The 14,255-nt window shown below is 61.5% G+C and carries 12 protein-coding genes; 1 reads left to right on the plus strand and 11 read right to left on the minus strand.

What is annotated here, in order from left to right; genetic code table 11:
- Positions 1-41: 41 nt before the first annotated feature.
- The 7 genes from lpdA to sdhC all read right to left on the minus strand — a co-directional run bounded on the left by lpdA (position 42) and on the right by sdhC (position 9,153).
- Complete coding sequence (gene lpdA / locus CAG34_RS23770; RefSeq protein WP_013973439.1) at positions 42-1,478, minus strand: dihydrolipoyl dehydrogenase; 1,437 nt, start codon at positions 1,476-1,478, stop codon at positions 42-44.
- A gap of 93 nt (positions 1,479-1,571) precedes the next feature.
- A complete protein-coding gene (odhB, locus tag CAG34_RS23775; RefSeq protein ID WP_025339969.1) occupies positions 1,572-2,792 on the minus strand; it encodes a 2-oxoglutarate dehydrogenase complex dihydrolipoyllysine-residue succinyltransferase in 1,221 nt (406 codons plus the stop codon).
- A 42-nt stretch (positions 2,793-2,834) separates the two neighbouring features.
- Positions 2,835-5,666 carry a 2-oxoglutarate dehydrogenase E1 component gene (locus CAG34_RS23780; RefSeq protein ID WP_025339970.1) on the minus strand — a complete coding sequence of 944 codons (2,832 nt, stop codon included), beginning with the start codon at positions 5,664-5,666 and terminating at the stop codon, positions 2,835-2,837.
- 246 nt (positions 5,667-5,912) lie between these two features.
- Entirely contained in the window at positions 5,913-6,617 is a 705-nt protein-coding gene (locus CAG34_RS23785) for a succinate dehydrogenase iron-sulfur subunit (protein ID WP_016711649.1), read from the minus strand.
- A gap of 11 nt (positions 6,618-6,628) precedes the next feature.
- On the minus strand, positions 6,629-8,401 hold the full coding sequence (gene sdhA, locus CAG34_RS23790) for a succinate dehydrogenase flavoprotein subunit (RefSeq protein WP_025339971.1): 1,773 nt from the start codon (positions 8,399-8,401) through the stop codon (positions 6,629-6,631).
- A gap of 3 nt (positions 8,402-8,404) precedes the next feature.
- The gene (gene sdhD, locus CAG34_RS23795) at positions 8,405-8,773 is read right to left on the minus strand and encodes a succinate dehydrogenase, hydrophobic membrane anchor protein (RefSeq protein WP_003254214.1); all 369 of its coding nucleotides are present in this window, start codon (positions 8,771-8,773) and stop codon (positions 8,405-8,407) included.
- Entirely contained in the window at positions 8,767-9,153 is a 387-nt protein-coding gene (gene sdhC, locus CAG34_RS23800) for a succinate dehydrogenase, cytochrome b556 subunit (protein WP_012315350.1), read from the minus strand. The genes sdhD and sdhC overlap by 7 nt, the downstream gene beginning before the upstream one ends.
- Positions 9,154-9,505: 352 nt before the next feature.
- On the opposite strand from sdhC, the gene gltA reads away from it, so the two are divergent.
- Positions 9,506-10,795, plus strand: a complete 1,290-nt coding sequence (gene gltA / locus CAG34_RS23805; protein ID WP_013973445.1) for a citrate synthase — start codon at positions 9,506-9,508, stop codon at positions 10,793-10,795.
- A 238-nt stretch (positions 10,796-11,033) separates the two neighbouring features.
- Here gltA and CAG34_RS23810 read toward each other — a convergent pair whose 3' ends face one another.
- The 4 genes from CAG34_RS23810 to CAG34_RS23825 form a co-directional block, all read right to left on the minus strand.
- Positions 11,034-11,639 (minus strand): START domain-containing protein, encoded by a 606-nt coding sequence (locus CAG34_RS23810; RefSeq protein WP_075045846.1) that lies wholly within the window; start codon positions 11,637-11,639, stop codon positions 11,034-11,036.
- 33 nt (positions 11,640-11,672) lie between these two features.
- On the minus strand, positions 11,673-11,927 hold the full coding sequence (locus CAG34_RS23815) for a YkgJ family cysteine cluster protein (RefSeq protein ID WP_025339973.1): 255 nt from the start codon (positions 11,925-11,927) through the stop codon (positions 11,673-11,675).
- A 130-nt stretch (positions 11,928-12,057) separates the two neighbouring features.
- Positions 12,058-12,546, minus strand: coding sequence for a hypothetical protein (locus tag CAG34_RS23820; RefSeq protein ID WP_085592773.1), 489 nt, complete (start codon positions 12,544-12,546; stop codon positions 12,058-12,060).
- Between the two features lie 63 nt (positions 12,547-12,609).
- A complete protein-coding gene (locus CAG34_RS23825) occupies positions 12,610-14,052 on the minus strand; it encodes a PLP-dependent aminotransferase family protein (RefSeq protein WP_025339975.1) in 1,443 nt (480 codons plus the stop codon).
- Positions 14,053-14,255: the final 203 nt, after the last annotated feature.

Genomic DNA, 14,255 nt, shown 5'->3' on the forward strand with positions numbered 1-14,255 from the left:
CGCAAGACTCACGACGGGCAGCCCGCCGTGGTTTCTTATAATTAACGCTTCTTACGGTTGGCCACGTGAATGGCGCCGCCATTCACTGCCAGCGCTGCTTCATGCAACGCTTCGGACAGGGTCGGATGGCTGAAGACCATCATGCCCAGATCCTCGGCACTGGTGCCGAATTCCATAGCGATTGCGCCCTGCTGCACCAGTTCGGCAGCCGATGGGCCAATCACGTGTACACCCAGGACGCGGTCGGTCTTGGCATCGGCGATGACCTTGACGAAACCACCGGTGTCGTTGGCAGCCATCGCACGGCCGCTGGCCGCGAACGGGAAGGTGCCCACGTTAACCTCAACGCCCTCGGCCTTCAAGGCCTGTTCGGTCTTGCCGACCCACGCGATTTCCGGGTGGGTGTAGATGACCGACGGGATCAGGTCGTAGTTCATCTGGGCCTTGTGACCCTTGATGCGCTCGACCACCATGATGCCCTCTTCCGAGGCCTTGTGGGCCAGCATCATGCCGCGTACCACGTCACCGATGGCATACACGCCCGGCACGCTGGTAGCGCAGTAGTCGTCGACGAAGATGTAGCCACGCTCGTCGATGGTCACGCCGCTGTCGGCGGCCAGCAGATCAGTGGTCACCGGGCGACGGCCGACCGCGACGATCAGCTTGTCGAAGGTGATCTTCTGCTCGCCGTTGGCGTCGGTGTAGGTCACTTCGACTTCGTTGCCGTTGACTTTCGAGCCGGTGACGCGCGCGCCCAGCTTGATGTCCAGGCCTTGCTTGGTCAGGGTCTTCTGGGCTTCTTTCGACACGGCGGTGTCGGCAGCCATCAGGAAGGTGTCCAGGGCTTCCAGGACGGTGACTTCAGCACCCAGGCGAGCCCATACCGAGCCCAGCTCCAGGCCGATCACGCCAGCACCGATAACGCCCAGGCGCTTCGGCACGGCCTGGAATTCCAGGGCGCCGGTGGAGTCGACGATGACGTTCTGGTCGACCGGAGCCGGCGGAATGTCGATCGGGCGCGAGCCGGAAGCCAGGATCACGTTCTCGGCTTCGATGACTTCGGTGGTGCCGTCAGCCTTGGTGACTTCGACTTTCTTGCCGGCCAGCAGCTTGCCGTGGCCCTGGATCGAAGTAACGCCGTTGGCCTTGAACAGGGTGGCAACGCCACCGGTCAGGTTCTTGACGATGCCAGCCTTGCGGCCAACCATCGCGGCGACGTCCATCTTCACTTCACCAGTGGAGATACCGTGGACGTTGAAGCTCTCTTTGGCTTCCTTGTACTTCCAGGAGCTGTCCAGCAGCGCCTTGGAAGGAATGCAACCTACGTTCAGGCAGGTGCCGCCCAGGGCCAGCTTGCCCTCGGCGTCGGTGTACTTCTCGATACAGGCAGTCTTCAGACCAAGTTGTGCGGCCTTGATGGCAGCCACATAGCCGCCAGGACCTGCACCAATCACCACTACGTCGAATTTCTGGGTCATAAAAGATTCCTTATCAGCTACAAGCTACAAGCCGCGGACCGCGCGGCATGGCTTCCTGCGAAGCCAGGGCCGGCACGGTACGCAGCCAGAGGGTTAGATGTCCAGCAGCAGGCGAGACGGATCTTCCAGCAGGTTCTTGATGGTGACCAGGAAGGTTACCGCTTCCTTGCCGTCGATCAGGCGGTGATCGTACGACAGCGCCAGGTACATCATCGGGCGAATCACCACCTGGCCATTGATGGCCATCGGGCGCTGGATGATGTTGTGCATGCCGAGAATGGCGGCCTGCGGCGGGTTGACGATCGGGGTCGACATCATCGAACCGAAGGTACCACCGTTGGTGATGGTGAAGGTGCCGCCAGTCATCTCTTCGATGGCCAGCTTGCCGTCACGGGCCTTCTTGCCGAAGGTGGCGATGCCGTTCTCGATTTCCGCCAGGCTCATCGACTCGGCGTTACGCAGTACCGGTACCACCAGGCCACGGTCGCTGGACACGGCAACGCCGACGTCGGCGTAGCCGTGGTAGACGATGTCGTTGCCGTCGATCGAGGCGTTGACAGCCGGGAAGCGCTTCAGGGCTTCGGTGGCGGCCTTGACGAAGAACGACATGAAGCCCAGGCGTACGCCGTTGTGGGTCTTCTCGAACAGGTCCTTGTACTTCGAACGCAGGGCCATGACTTCGGTCATGTCGACTTCGTTGAAGGTGGTCAGCATGGCCATGCTCGACTGGGCTTCGACCAGACGCTCGGCGATCTTGGCGCGCAGGCGGGTCATCGGCACGCGCTTCTCGGTGCGGTCGCCAGCGGCAACGACAACCGGGGCAGCAGCGGCAGCGGCGGCAGGCTTGGCAGCTGCAGCAGGCGCCGACTTCTTGTTGGCGACGGCAGCGACGACGTCTTCCTTGGTGATGCGACCACCTTTGCCGGTGCCGGCAACGGTAGCCAGGTCGATGCCGTTCTCTTCAGCCAGCTTGCGCGCGGCCGGGGCGGCAACCGGGTCTTCTTCGCCAGCGTCGGCAGCAGCGGCAGCCGGGGCAGCAGCGGCCGGGGCGGCAGCTGGTGCAGCGGCGGCAGCACCGCCTTCAACGATCGAACCCAGCACTTCGTCGGACAGGACGGTGTCGCCCTCGCCCTTGACGATGGCGCCCAGCACGCCGTCGGCAGTGGCCAGTACTTCCAGGACGACCTTGTCGGTCTCGATGTCGACGATCAGCTCGTCACGCTTGACGGCATCGCCCGGCTGCTTGTGCCAGGTGGCAACGGTGCCATCGGCAACCGATTCCGGGAAGGTTGGGGCTTTGATCTCGATAGCCATTATCTGTGTTTCCTTAAATTCGGTTTCAGGTGCGCGAAGGCATTAAACAGTGAAGGCGTCTTGCAGCAGTTTTTCCTGCTGTTCGGCGTGCTTCGATGCGTAACCACAGGCTGGCGCGGCGGAAGCGTCGCGGCCGGCGTATTCCAGGACCAGTGCCTTGTTGTGGCGGCCCAGGATACGGCGCATGTGGTGCTGGCTGCTGTACCAGGCGCCCTGGTTCATCGGCTCTTCCTGACACCAGACCGCATGCTTGAGGTTGGTGTAAGGCGCCAGGATTTCGACCAGGTCGTCCTCAGGGAACGGATACAGCTGCTCGATACGCACGATGGCGATGTCTTCGCGGCCTTCGGCACGGCGCTTTTCCAGCAGGTCGTAGTAAACCTTGCCGCCGCACAGGACCAGGCGTTCGACCTTGGCCGGATCGAGGCTGTCGATTTCCGGGATCACGGTCTGGAACGAGCCTTCTGCCAGGTCTTCCAGGGTAGAGATGGCCAGCTTGTGGCGCAGCAGCGACTTCGGCGTCAGCACGATCAGCGGCTTGCGCAGCGGACGGATGACCTGGCGACGCAGCAGGTGGTAGATCTGGGCCGGGGTGGTCGGTACGCAGACCTGGATGTTGTGCTCGGCGCACAGCTGCAGGTAACGCTCCAGGCGCGCGGAGGAGTGCTCCGGGCCCTGCCCTTCATAACCGTGTGGCAGCAGCATGGTCAGACCGCACAGACGGCCCCACTTGTGCTCGCCGCTGGTGATGAACTGGTCGATCACCACTTGCGCACCGTTGGCGAAGTCACCGAACTGGGCTTCCCAGATCACCAGCGCGTTCGGCGTGGTGGTCGAGTAGCCGTATTCGAAGGCCAGTACCGCTTCTTCCGACAGGAAGGAGTCGTACAGTTCGAACTGAGGCTGGCCCGGGAACAGGTTCTTCAGCGGTACGTAGGTGCTGGCGTCCTTCTGGTTGTGCAGCACCGCGTGACGGTGCGAGAAGGTGCCACGGCCGATGTCCTGACCGGTCATGCGGATCGGGTGACCTTCGAACTGCAGGGTGGCGTAGGCCATGGTCTCTGCATAACCCCAGTTGATCGGCAAGCCACCGGCCTGCATCTTCTGACGGTCTTCGTAGATCTTGGCGACCTGGCGCTGGACGACGAAACCTTCCGGGATCTCCAGCAGCTTGGCCGACAGTTCCTGCAGGGTCTTGAGGTCGAAGCGGGTGTCGTGACGCGCGGTCCAGGCATGGCCCAGATACGGACGCCAGTCGACGAACAGCTCGCGGTTCGGCTCCTTGACCAGGCTCTTCACCACGTGCAGGCCGTTGTCCAGCGCGTTGCGGTACTCGTCGATCTTGGCCTGGGCGCGCTCGGAATCGATGCGGCCGGCCTGGATCAGCGCCTCAGCGTACAGTTCACGCGTGGTGCGCTGCTTGCTGATCTGCTGGTACATCAAAGGCTGGGTCCCGTTCGGCTCGTCGGCCTCGTTGTGGCCGCGGCGGCGGTAGCAGACCAGGTCGATGACCACGTCACGCTTGAACTGCATGCGGTAGTCGATGGCCAGCTGGGTCACGAACAGCACGGCTTCCGGGTCGTCGCCGTTCACGTGCAGGATCGGCGCCTGGATCATCTTGGCAACGTCGGTGGCGTACTCGGTGGAGCGCGCGTCCAGCGGGTTGCTGATGGTGAAACCAACCTGGTTGTTGATCACGATGTGCACGGTACCGCCGGTCTTGAAACCGCGGGTCTGCGACATCTGGAAGGTTTCCATGACCACGCCCTGGCCGGCGAATGCTGCGTCGCCGTGGATCGAGATCGGCAGTACCTTGTCGCCAACGGTGTCGTTGCGGCGGTCCTGACGGGCGCGCACCGAACCCTCGACCACTGGCGAGACGATTTCCAGGTGGGACGGGTTGAACGCCATGGCCAGGTGCACTTCGCCACCCGGGGTCATCACGTTCGAGGAGAAGCCCTGGTGATACTTCACGTCACCGGAGCCCAGCTCGTTCATCTTCTTGCCTTCGAACTCGTCGAACAGCTCGCGCGGGTTCTTGCCGAAGGTGTTGACCAAAACGTTCAGGCGGCCACGGTGGGCCATGCCGATCACGACTTCCTTGGTGCCGTAGGAACCAGAACGCTGGATCATCTCGTCCAGCATCGGGATCAGGCTTTCGCCGCCCTCGAGGCCGAAACGCTTGGTGCCCGGGTACTTGGTGCCCAGGTATTTCTCAAGGCCTTCACCGGCGGTCACGCGCTCGAGCAGGTGGGCCTGCACGTCAGCGGAAAACTCCGGACGGCCGCGCACGCTTTCCAGGCGCTGCTGGAACCAGCTGCGCTGCTCGGAATCGACGATGTGGGTGAACTCGGCGCCAATGGTGCGACAATATGTCTTCTGGAGTGCCTCGAAGATCTCGCGTAGGCTCGCCTCCTCTTTGCCGATGAACAGGTCGCCGGCACGGAAGGTCGTATCAAGATCGGCATTGGTCAAGCCGTAGTGATTGATCGACAGGTCTACGGGCGCAGGACGCTGCCACAACCCCAACGGGTCGAGCTTGGCAGCCTGATGGCCGCGCATACGATAGGCCTGGATCAGTCGCAGAACTTCAACCTGCTTCTTCTCGTGTTCACTGCTCACGCTCCCGGCGGATACCGGTTGGGCGCGGCGCTGGTTCTTTGCCAGCAGTACGAAATGGTCGCGGATTGTCGAGTGCGATACATCGGTAGCGGTGCTGCCGTCGGCGGGCAACTTCTGGAAGTAGGTGCGCCACTCTTCTGGCACAGCGTTAGGGTCGTGCAGGTAGAGCTCATAAAGCTCTTCCACATATGCAGCGTTACCACCTGAAAGGTGGGCGCTTTCCCACATGCGCTGCATCACGCTTTCTTGCATGCTTGGTCACCCTCGGTTAGGGGACTGATCGGCGAGAGCCACAGCAAACCTGGAAAAGTCCGAATACAGCGACTGAACCACGCCACTTGGATCCTGCTGATTTTCCGGGTACCAGCCCGGAAAGCCCCTGCTGGTCTCATATCTTCATAGGTAATGAACGCGGGCTTTGTGAGCCCTTGTTCGGGTTTTACCTCAGTGCGGGCTCACCACCCGCACCTCGGCTTACTGCAGGTACAACACTTTGTATCAGGTGCCGCTTTGCAGCAGCATGTTACGTACGTGGCCGATTGCCTTGGTCGGGTTCAGACCTTTCGGGCAAACGTTGACGCAGTTCATGATCCCGCGGCAGCGGAATACGCTGAACGGGTCATCCAGGGACGCCAGGCGCTCCTGGGTCTTGGTGTCACGGCTGTCGGCCAGGAAGCGATAGGCTTGCAGCAGTGCGGCCGGGCCCAGGAACTTGTCCGGGTTCCACCAGAACGATGGGCAGGAAGTCGAGCAGCAAGCGCACAGGATGCACTCGTACAGGCCGTCCAGCTTGTCGCGGTCTTCCGGCGACTGCAGGCGCTCGATGGCCGGCGCAGGAGTGTCGTTCTGCAGGAACGGCTTCACCTTCTCGTACTGCTTGTAGAAGATGCTCATGTCGACGACCAGGTCACGAATGACCGGCAGGCCCGGCAGCGGGCGCAGAACCAGCTTGTTGCCCTTCACCACCGCCGACAGCGGGGTGATGCAGGCCAGGCCGTTCTTGCCGTTCATGTTCATGCCGTCGGAACCGCAAACGCCTTCACGGCAGGAGCGACGGTACGAGAAACCTTCGTCCTTTTCCTTGATCAGCGCCAATACATCGAGAACCATCAGGTCCTTGCCGCCGGTATCGACGTCGAACGACTCCATTTTGGGCGCCGAGTCGGTGTCCGGGTTGTAACGATAAACTTCGACTTTCAACATAGCAGCCACCCTTAGTAAGTCCGGACTTTTGGTTCGAAGGCTGGAACAGTCTTCGGCGCAAAGTTGACGCCGCGCTTGGCAACGCGTTTCTCACCCGGGTAGTACAGGGTGTGGCACAGCCAGTTTTCGTCGTCACGGTCTTCGAAGTCTTCACGGGCGTGGGCGCCGCGGGACTCTTTACGGGCTTCGGCCGCGATGGCGGTAGCTTCGGCGACTTCCAGCAGGTTCTGCAGCTCCAGCGCTTCGATACGCGCGGTGTTGAAGGCCTGGGACTTGTCGTTGATCTTGACGTTGGCAATACGGTCACGCAGGCCGGCCAGCTGCTCGATACCCTTCTGCATGTATTCGCCGGTACGGAATACACCGAAGTAGTTCTGCATGCAGCTCTGCAGCTCGCGCTTGAGGCTGGCAACGTCTTCGCCAGCGGTACGCTCGTTGAGCTTGTTCAGGCGGTTCAGGGCAACATCGATATCGGTGTCGCTGGCGTCGCGGTATTCCACGCCGTCGGACAGCGATTTTTCCAGGTGCAGGCCAGCGGCACGACCGAATACCACCAGGTCGAGCAGCGAGTTGCCGCCCAGGCGGTTGGCACCGTGGACCGATACGCACGCCACTTCACCCACTGCGAACAGACCCGGGATGATTTGGTCCTTGCCTTCGGCGTCCATGGTGATGGCCTGGCCATGAATATTGGTGGCAACGCCGCCCATCATGTAGTGGCAGGTCGGTACGACCGGGACCGGCGCGACGACTGGGTCGACGTGGGCGAAGGTCTTGGACAGCTCGCAGATACCTGGCAGGCGGCTGTGCAGCACTTCCTCGCCCAGGTGGTCCAGCTTCAGCAGCACGTGGTCCTTGTTCGGGCCCACGCCGTTGCCGGCGATGATTTCCTTGACCATGGAACGGGCAACCACGTCGCGGCCGGCCAGGTCTTTCGCGTTCGGCGCGTAACGCTCCATGAAGCGCTCGCCGTGGGCGTTGATCAGGTAGCCACCTTCACCGCGGCAACCTTCGGTAACCAGTACACCGGCGCCGGCGATGCCGGTCGGGTGGAACTGCCACATCTCGATGTCCTGCACCGGCACGCCTGCACGCAGCGCCATGCCGATACCGTCACCGGTGTTGATCAGGGCGTTGGTGGTGGAGGCGTAGATACGACCGGCACCGCCAGTGGCCAGAACGGTGGCCTTGGACTTGATGTACATGGTTTCGCCGGTTTCGATGCAGATTGCGATCACACCGACGAACGCGCCGTCCTGGTTCTTCACCAGGTCAACAGCGTAGTACTCGTTGAGGAAGGTAGTGCCTGCCTTCAGGTTGCCCTGGTACAGGGTGTGCAGCAGCGCGTGACCGGTACGGTCGGAAGCAGCACAGGTACGGGCGGCCTGGCCACCTTTACCGAAGTCCTTGGACTGGCCACCGAACGGACGCTGGTAGATGCGGCCGGTTTCGGTACGCGAGAACGGCAGGCCCATGTGGTCCAGCTCGAAGACCGCAGCCGGGCCTTCCTGACACATGTATTCGATAGCGTCCTGGTCACCGATGTAGTCGGAGCCTTTGACGGTATCGTACATGTGCCAGCGCCAGTCGTCGTTCGGGTCGGCCGAAGCGATGGCGCAGGTGATGCCGCCCTGGGCGGATACAGTGTGCGAACGGGTCGGGAAGACCTTGGTGACCACGGCAGTCTTGTGGCCGCCTTGAGCCAGCTGCAGCGCTGCGCGCATGCCGGCGCCGCCGCCACCGATGATGATGGCGTCGAAGGAAATGGTTGGAATGCTAGCCATGGATCAGATACCCCAGAGAATCTGCACACCCCAGACGAAGTAAGCGAACATCGCAACGCCGCATACCGCCTGGAACAGGAAACGAATCGCAGTTGCCGACTTGCCGAACGACATTGGCGTCAGGTAGTCGGTCGCAATGGTCCACATGCCGACCCAGGCGTGAGCGCCCAGGGCAACGAGGGCCAGCAGACTGAAGATCCGCATCGCGTTGTTGGAGAACAGACCATGCCACTGGGTGTAGTCGATGCCTGGGTGGGCGACCACGTAGCCGATCAGGAAGAGGAAGTAAGCCGCGAGAACGACCGCAGAAACGCGCTGCGCCATCCAGTCATAGAGGCCCGAACGCGACAGGTTCGTGACATTGGTTACCATACCCAAACTCCCACCAGAACGATCAGCACCACGGAGATGACGATCACGATTTTCGAGCCCAGCTTGCCGCCTTCCAGCGTCTCACCGATGCCCATGTCCATGATCAGGTGACGTACACCTGCCACGAGGTGATAAAGCAGGGCGGATAGCAGGCCCCAGGTCACGAATTTGGCCAGCGGGCTGGTCAGACACGCCTTCACCTCACCAAAGCCTTCCTCGGAACCCAGCGACTTGCCCAGTGCATAAAGCATGATGGCAAGGCCAAGGAACAGGATGACGCCGGAGATACGATGCAGGATGGACGTGTACGCAGTGACGGGGAGCTTGATGGTCCTTAGGTCTAGGTTTACAGGTCGTTGGCTTTTCACGGCTTTTTTCACACTGAAGAGCCCCTAGCGAATCAGGGCAAAGTTGTTGGTAAGTGTACTGGTCAGGTACCCACCACCCAGGGAACGGCGACCCCCAGCAGTTCGGGCTTGCAAGCCCCTGGCGGTCGGGTTGCGAGTATAGACAGTTAGGCTGCTTATGACAACGTGACGGGGTAGCCCAAATAGCGCATTGCCTTTAACGCACAAAAGGCGTAAATGGGCGAGAATTTCGCGAAAAATCAGGCCTCAATGCCTGTTTCAACAAGCCTTTAGGCAAATTGACATCTGAATTTATCCCTCTATAGTGGTGCGGGCCCTGCGTGGGGGGTCTGTCTGATGATTTCAAGCATTAATAGGAGGCCACATGGCTGACAAAAAAGCGCAGTTGGTCATCGAGGGCGCTGCCCCCGTCGAGCTGCCCATTTTAACCGGCACCGTTGGTCCTGATGTAATCGACGTCCGCGGGTTGGGGGCCACTGGTCACTTCACCTTCGACCCTGGTTTCATGGCGACCGCCTCGTGCGAGTCGAAGATCACCTACATTGACGGCGACAAAGGTATCCTGCTGCACCGCGGCTACCCGATCGAGCAGCTCGCCGAAAAGTCCGACTACCTCGAAACCTGCTACCTGCTGCTCAACGGCGAACTGCCGAATGCCGAGCAGAAGGCCCAGTTCGTCAGCACCGTGAAGAACCACACCATGGTTCACGAGCAGCTGAAGTCCTTCTTCAACGGCTTCCGCCGCGACGCCCACCCGATGGCGGTGATGTGCGGCGTGGTCGGCGCCCTGTCGGCGTTCTATCACGACTCCCTGGACATCAATAACCCGCAACACCGCGAAATTTCCGCGGTGCGCCTGGTCGCCAAGATGCCGACCCTGGCCGCGATGGTTTACAAGTACTCCATGGGCCAGCCGATGATGTATCCGCGCAACGACCTGTCGTACGCGGAAAACTTCCTGCACATGATGTTCAACACCCCGTGCGAGATCAAACCGATCAGCCCGGTGCTGGCCAAGGCGATGGACCGGATCTTCATCCTCCACGCCGACCACGAGCAGAACGCCTCCACTTCTACCGTTCGTCTGGCCGGTTCGTCGGGTGCCAACCCGTTCGCCTGTATCGCCGCCGGTATCGCCGCACTCTGGGGCCCGGCCCACGGAGGTGCGAACGAAGCGGTACTGACCATGCTCGATGAAATCGGCGATGTCTCGAACATCGACAAGTTCATCGCCAAGGCCAAGGACAAGAACGACCCGTTCAAGCTCATGGGCTTCGGTCACCGCGTGTACAAGAACCGCGACCCGCGCGCCACCGTGATGAAGCAGACCTGCGACGAAGTCCTGCGCGAGCTGGGCATCAAGAACGACCCGCAGCTGGAACTGGCCATGCGCCTGGAAGAGATCGCCCTGACCGATCCGTACTTCATCGAGCGCTCGCTGTACCCGAACGTCGACTTCTACTCGGGGATCATCCTCAAGGCGATCGGCATTCCGACCAGCATGTTCACCGTGATCTTCGCCCTGGCACGTACCGTGGGCTGGATCTCGCACTGGAAAGAAATGCTCTCCAGCCCGTACAAGATCGGCCGCCCGCGCCAGCTGTACACCGGCGAGCAGAAGCGCGACATCGTTGCGCTACAGGACCGCAAGTAAGCTTCCATAGCCGAACGCAAAAAGGCTGCCCTCGGGCAGCCTTTTTTATTTCTGCTCGACGCGATGCGGTTTTGTGGGAGCGGCCTTGTGTCGCGAAAGGGGCGCGGAGCGGCCCCGGGATCTTAGGCTTACCGCTATATTGCCGGGGCTGCTCCGCAGCCCTTTCGCGACGCAAGGCCGCTCCCACAAGAAGCAGCCCCCCACCAGGGCCGCCACCTCACAAAGCCGACACAATGCCTCAGTTTTTCTCAGCCCGCTCTCGCAACCCTTTCAGGGTATTGAACGGCGCATCCACCACGAACTTGTTGGCCACCATCGCCGGCACGCTACCACCCGGCTCGGTGTGCACCTGATAGGTCACTTCCGTGCTGTCACCCTTGGGCACCAGCTTCCAGAAGCCTTCGACCTTCGCCACCCGCACAAAGCCCTTCTCTTCCGGGACGTAGGTCGGCTCTTCCTTCAGGTTGCGCACCAGGCTGCCATCAGCCCCCTTGACCGTGGTCACATGCAATACCGAGTCACGCGGCGTCACCGGCCACGGCGTATTGAACTGGGTGTAGGTCCAGCTCTGGTCACCTTCGTGCTTGAGCAGCTTCTGCGACTTGCATTCGTGAATCCATGCACAAGCCCCGACCACATCCTCCTGCAACGCCTGCACCTTGGCCAGCGGCGCCTTGATCACGGTGACGCCTTGATAGGCCTTGTACTTGGAACCAGCCACTTCACTGAGGGAAACCTTGATCCCCTCCTCGTCCTTGGCCACCTGCCAGTTTTCGGCCCAGGCCGCGGGCGACAGCAGAACACCCATGCCACACAGCAGAGCAATACGCTTGAACGATCTCATCATGTTTATCCTTGTTGTCGAAGATCCAGCCTGTCACGCCGCCGTCATCTGCTCCCACCAGCCAAGAATCCTGATGGCCTCGTCACGGTCACTGCCGCACACCTCCACATCCGCCTTGAAACCGCCACACACTGCCGGCCGCTCGGGCTTGCCGAACAGGTCGCAGAGGTTGTCGACGGTCAGGTGCAGGCAGCGCTCGCCAGCCGGCTTGCCATTGGGCATGCGCGGCATCGCAGAGGTGATGGACGGGGCGATGCAGCAGGCACCACAGCCCTCACGGCAATTCATGGCTATTCACCAAAATCAGGACTCCCTGGAACAAAACGGGACGAACGTCCCTGGATAGTAACCGCTCAAACAGGCGTTTGAAATTGCTGGCATGATGAAATCTGCCGTGACCCGGTAGTCAGTTCGCCAGCTACTGGCGGTACTCGAAATCGATGGCCGCCCCTTCCACGTCGCGACGGCTGTCATTGCGCAGCTGCAGCTGCATTTCGTTGCTGATCAACCGGCCATTGAGCTGGAACGGGCTATCGCTGGTCTCCGGCTTTTCAGTGAACATGGGTGGCAGCAAAGGTTTGCGTCGCTGTATCGGCGAAGGGCTGCCCACATTCGGCTCAAGGCCATCGACCATATCGGCCGGCAGGCTGAGGTCCAGCTTCGCCTTGGGTAGCGGCTTGGCAACCTCCTTGCTCACCTGCTTGCGCGCCGGCCTGGCCTTGCTGTTACCGGCTTTTTTTGCAGGCTGCTTGTGCGCTGGCCTGGCTGCGGCCTTCTGCACCGGCTTGGCTTTCTGCACCGGCGCCGCCTGCGCCTGGCCTGCCGGCTGCGCAGCCTGGGCAACACCAGCCAGGCTGCCGAGCGGTACAAGGCACAAGATCAGGGCAAAACGGCGCAAAGCATTCATGGCAAATAGACAGACTGGCAGGAAAAGTGCGTATGCTCCCTGTTCCACGGGCGCGTGGCAAGCCTACAAAAGTGCCGCTGCTGGCTCCCGGCACAATTGCTGAGCCAGCAAACCGAGCGTGATCACCGCGCGCTCGGCTTCCTTGTTCCAGGGTATACCGCAATTAAGCCGGATACAGTGGTTGAACTGCTCGGTGTTACTGAAGATCAACCCCGGCGCAATACTGATGCCCTGCTCCAGCGCGCGCACATGCAGCTCCTGGGTATTGACCCGCCCCGGCAGGCTCACCCACAGGATGAAACCGCCCGTCGGCCGGGTCATCTGGGTACCCTCGGGGAAGTGCTGCTGCACCGCCAGCTGGTAGGCACTGAGGTTCTTGCGGTACTCCTGGCGGATGTAACGCAGGTGCCGGTCGTAGCCGCCATTTTCCAGGTAGGCCGCCACACCCATCTGCGTCACGCTGCAGGCCGAGTGGGTGGTGAAGGTTTGCAGGCGCTGGATCTCGTCCTGATAGCGCCCGGCGATCATCCAGCCAACGCGCACGCCGGGGGACAGGGTCTTGGAAAAACTCGAGCAATAGATCACACGGTCCAGCCGGTCGAATGCCTTGAGCGCCTTGGTCTTGCCCTGCTCGAACATCAGCTCGCCATAGATGTCATCCTCGACGATCTGGATATCGAAGTCCGACGCCAGGCGCAGCAACTGCTTCTGCCGCTCTTCCGGGACAGTGCCACCCAGCGGGTTGCTGAGGCGCGCAGTCAGAACCAGGGCCTTGATCGACCACTGGTTTGCCGCCAGTTGCAGCGCTTCGAGGCTGATACCAGTGGACGGGTCGCTGGGGATCTCGATCACCTTCAGGCCCAGCAGGTCGGCCAGTTGCAGCAGCCCGTAATAGGTGGGCGATTCGGCGGCGATCAGGTCGCCGGGACGGGTCAGCACGCGCAGAGACATCTGCAGCGCATCGACACAGCCATGGGTCACGATCACTTCACGCGGGTCGACCAGCACACCGGCATCACGCATGCGAATGGCGATCTGCCGGCGCAGCGGCTCGAAACCGGGGCTGAACATGTAGCTGAAGGCACGCGGGCTGTGGAAGCGCGTGACCTTGGCAATCTGCTGGTGCAAGGCACGGACCGGCAGGTAGTCGACGTGCGGCACAGCGGCGCCGAACGGGAACACGCCATCACGGCGAGCCTCGGTCAGCACCTGCTGGATGATACTGGCGCGGGTGACCAGGCCGGGGCGCTCGACCCGGGCGATGTCCGGGGTCTGCGCGGTCAGGGCCGGGGTCTGGTGCACGTAGTAGCCGGACTGCGGCCGCGCACGGATCAGCCCCTGATCCTCGAGATTGGCATAGGCCTGCAGCACCGTGGCATGGCTGACATTGAGCTGGGCGCTCATCTTGCGCACGGAGGGTACCCGCTCGCCTGGCTGGTAGACACCACGACGGATGTCATCGGCCAGTTGCTGGGCGATACGCTGGTACAACAGCAGGTTGGTCATGGCTGGCTCTCGACGCGCGGACGGGCTCGTTGTTCTTGTGTCTGACGGTAGAGGATACCGTAACAGTTGCAAAGTGTACTGGGACAGATCGCAGGATAGTCAACAATACAGTTGCGTGACAGCCATGGAAACGATCAAGCCCGGGTAGCCCGACGAAAAGCGGGGCTGCTTCGCACCCCATCGCCGGCAAGCCAGCTCCCACC

This window comes from Pseudomonas sp. B14(2017), from assembly GCF_002113255.1.
In the GTDB taxonomy this organism is placed as follows: Bacteria; Pseudomonadota; Gammaproteobacteria; order Pseudomonadales; family Pseudomonadaceae; genus Aquipseudomonas; species Aquipseudomonas putida_Z.

Excerpts from the sequence above, each read along its gene's own strand:
- gltA (WP_013973445.1), top strand. The coding sequence starts at position 9,506 with ATGGCTGACAAAAAAGCGCAGTTGGTCATCGAGGGCGCTGCCCCCGTC.
- CAG34_RS23820 (WP_085592773.1), bottom strand. The coding sequence starts at position 12,546 with ATGAATGCTTTGCGCCGTTTTGCCCTGATCTTGTGCCTTGTACCGCTC.
- sdhA (WP_025339971.1), bottom strand. The coding sequence starts at position 8,401 with ATGGCTAGCATTCCAACCATTTCCTTCGACGCCATCATCATCGGTGGC.
- lpdA (WP_013973439.1), bottom strand. The coding sequence starts at position 1,478 with ATGACCCAGAAATTCGACGTAGTGGTGATTGGTGCAGGTCCTGGCGGC.
- CAG34_RS23825 (WP_025339975.1), bottom strand. The coding sequence starts at position 14,052 with ATGACCAACCTGCTGTTGTACCAGCGTATCGCCCAGCAACTGGCCGAT.
- odhB (WP_025339969.1), bottom strand. The coding sequence starts at position 2,792 with ATGGCTATCGAGATCAAAGCCCCAACCTTCCCGGAATCGGTTGCCGAT.
- CAG34_RS23785 (WP_016711649.1), bottom strand. The coding sequence starts at position 6,617 with ATGTTGAAAGTCGAAGTTTATCGTTACAACCCGGACACCGACTCGGCG.
- sdhD (WP_003254214.1), bottom strand. The coding sequence starts at position 8,773 with ATGGTAACCAATGTCACGAACCTGTCGCGTTCGGGCCTCTATGACTGG.
- CAG34_RS23810 (WP_075045846.1), bottom strand. The coding sequence starts at position 11,639 with ATGAGATCGTTCAAGCGTATTGCTCTGCTGTGTGGCATGGGTGTTCTG.
- CAG34_RS23815 (WP_025339973.1), bottom strand. The coding sequence starts at position 11,927 with ATGAATTGCCGTGAGGGCTGTGGTGCCTGCTGCATCGCCCCGTCCATC.
- CAG34_RS23780 (WP_025339970.1), bottom strand. The coding sequence starts at position 5,666 with ATGCAAGAAAGCGTGATGCAGCGCATGTGGGAAAGCGCCCACCTTTCA.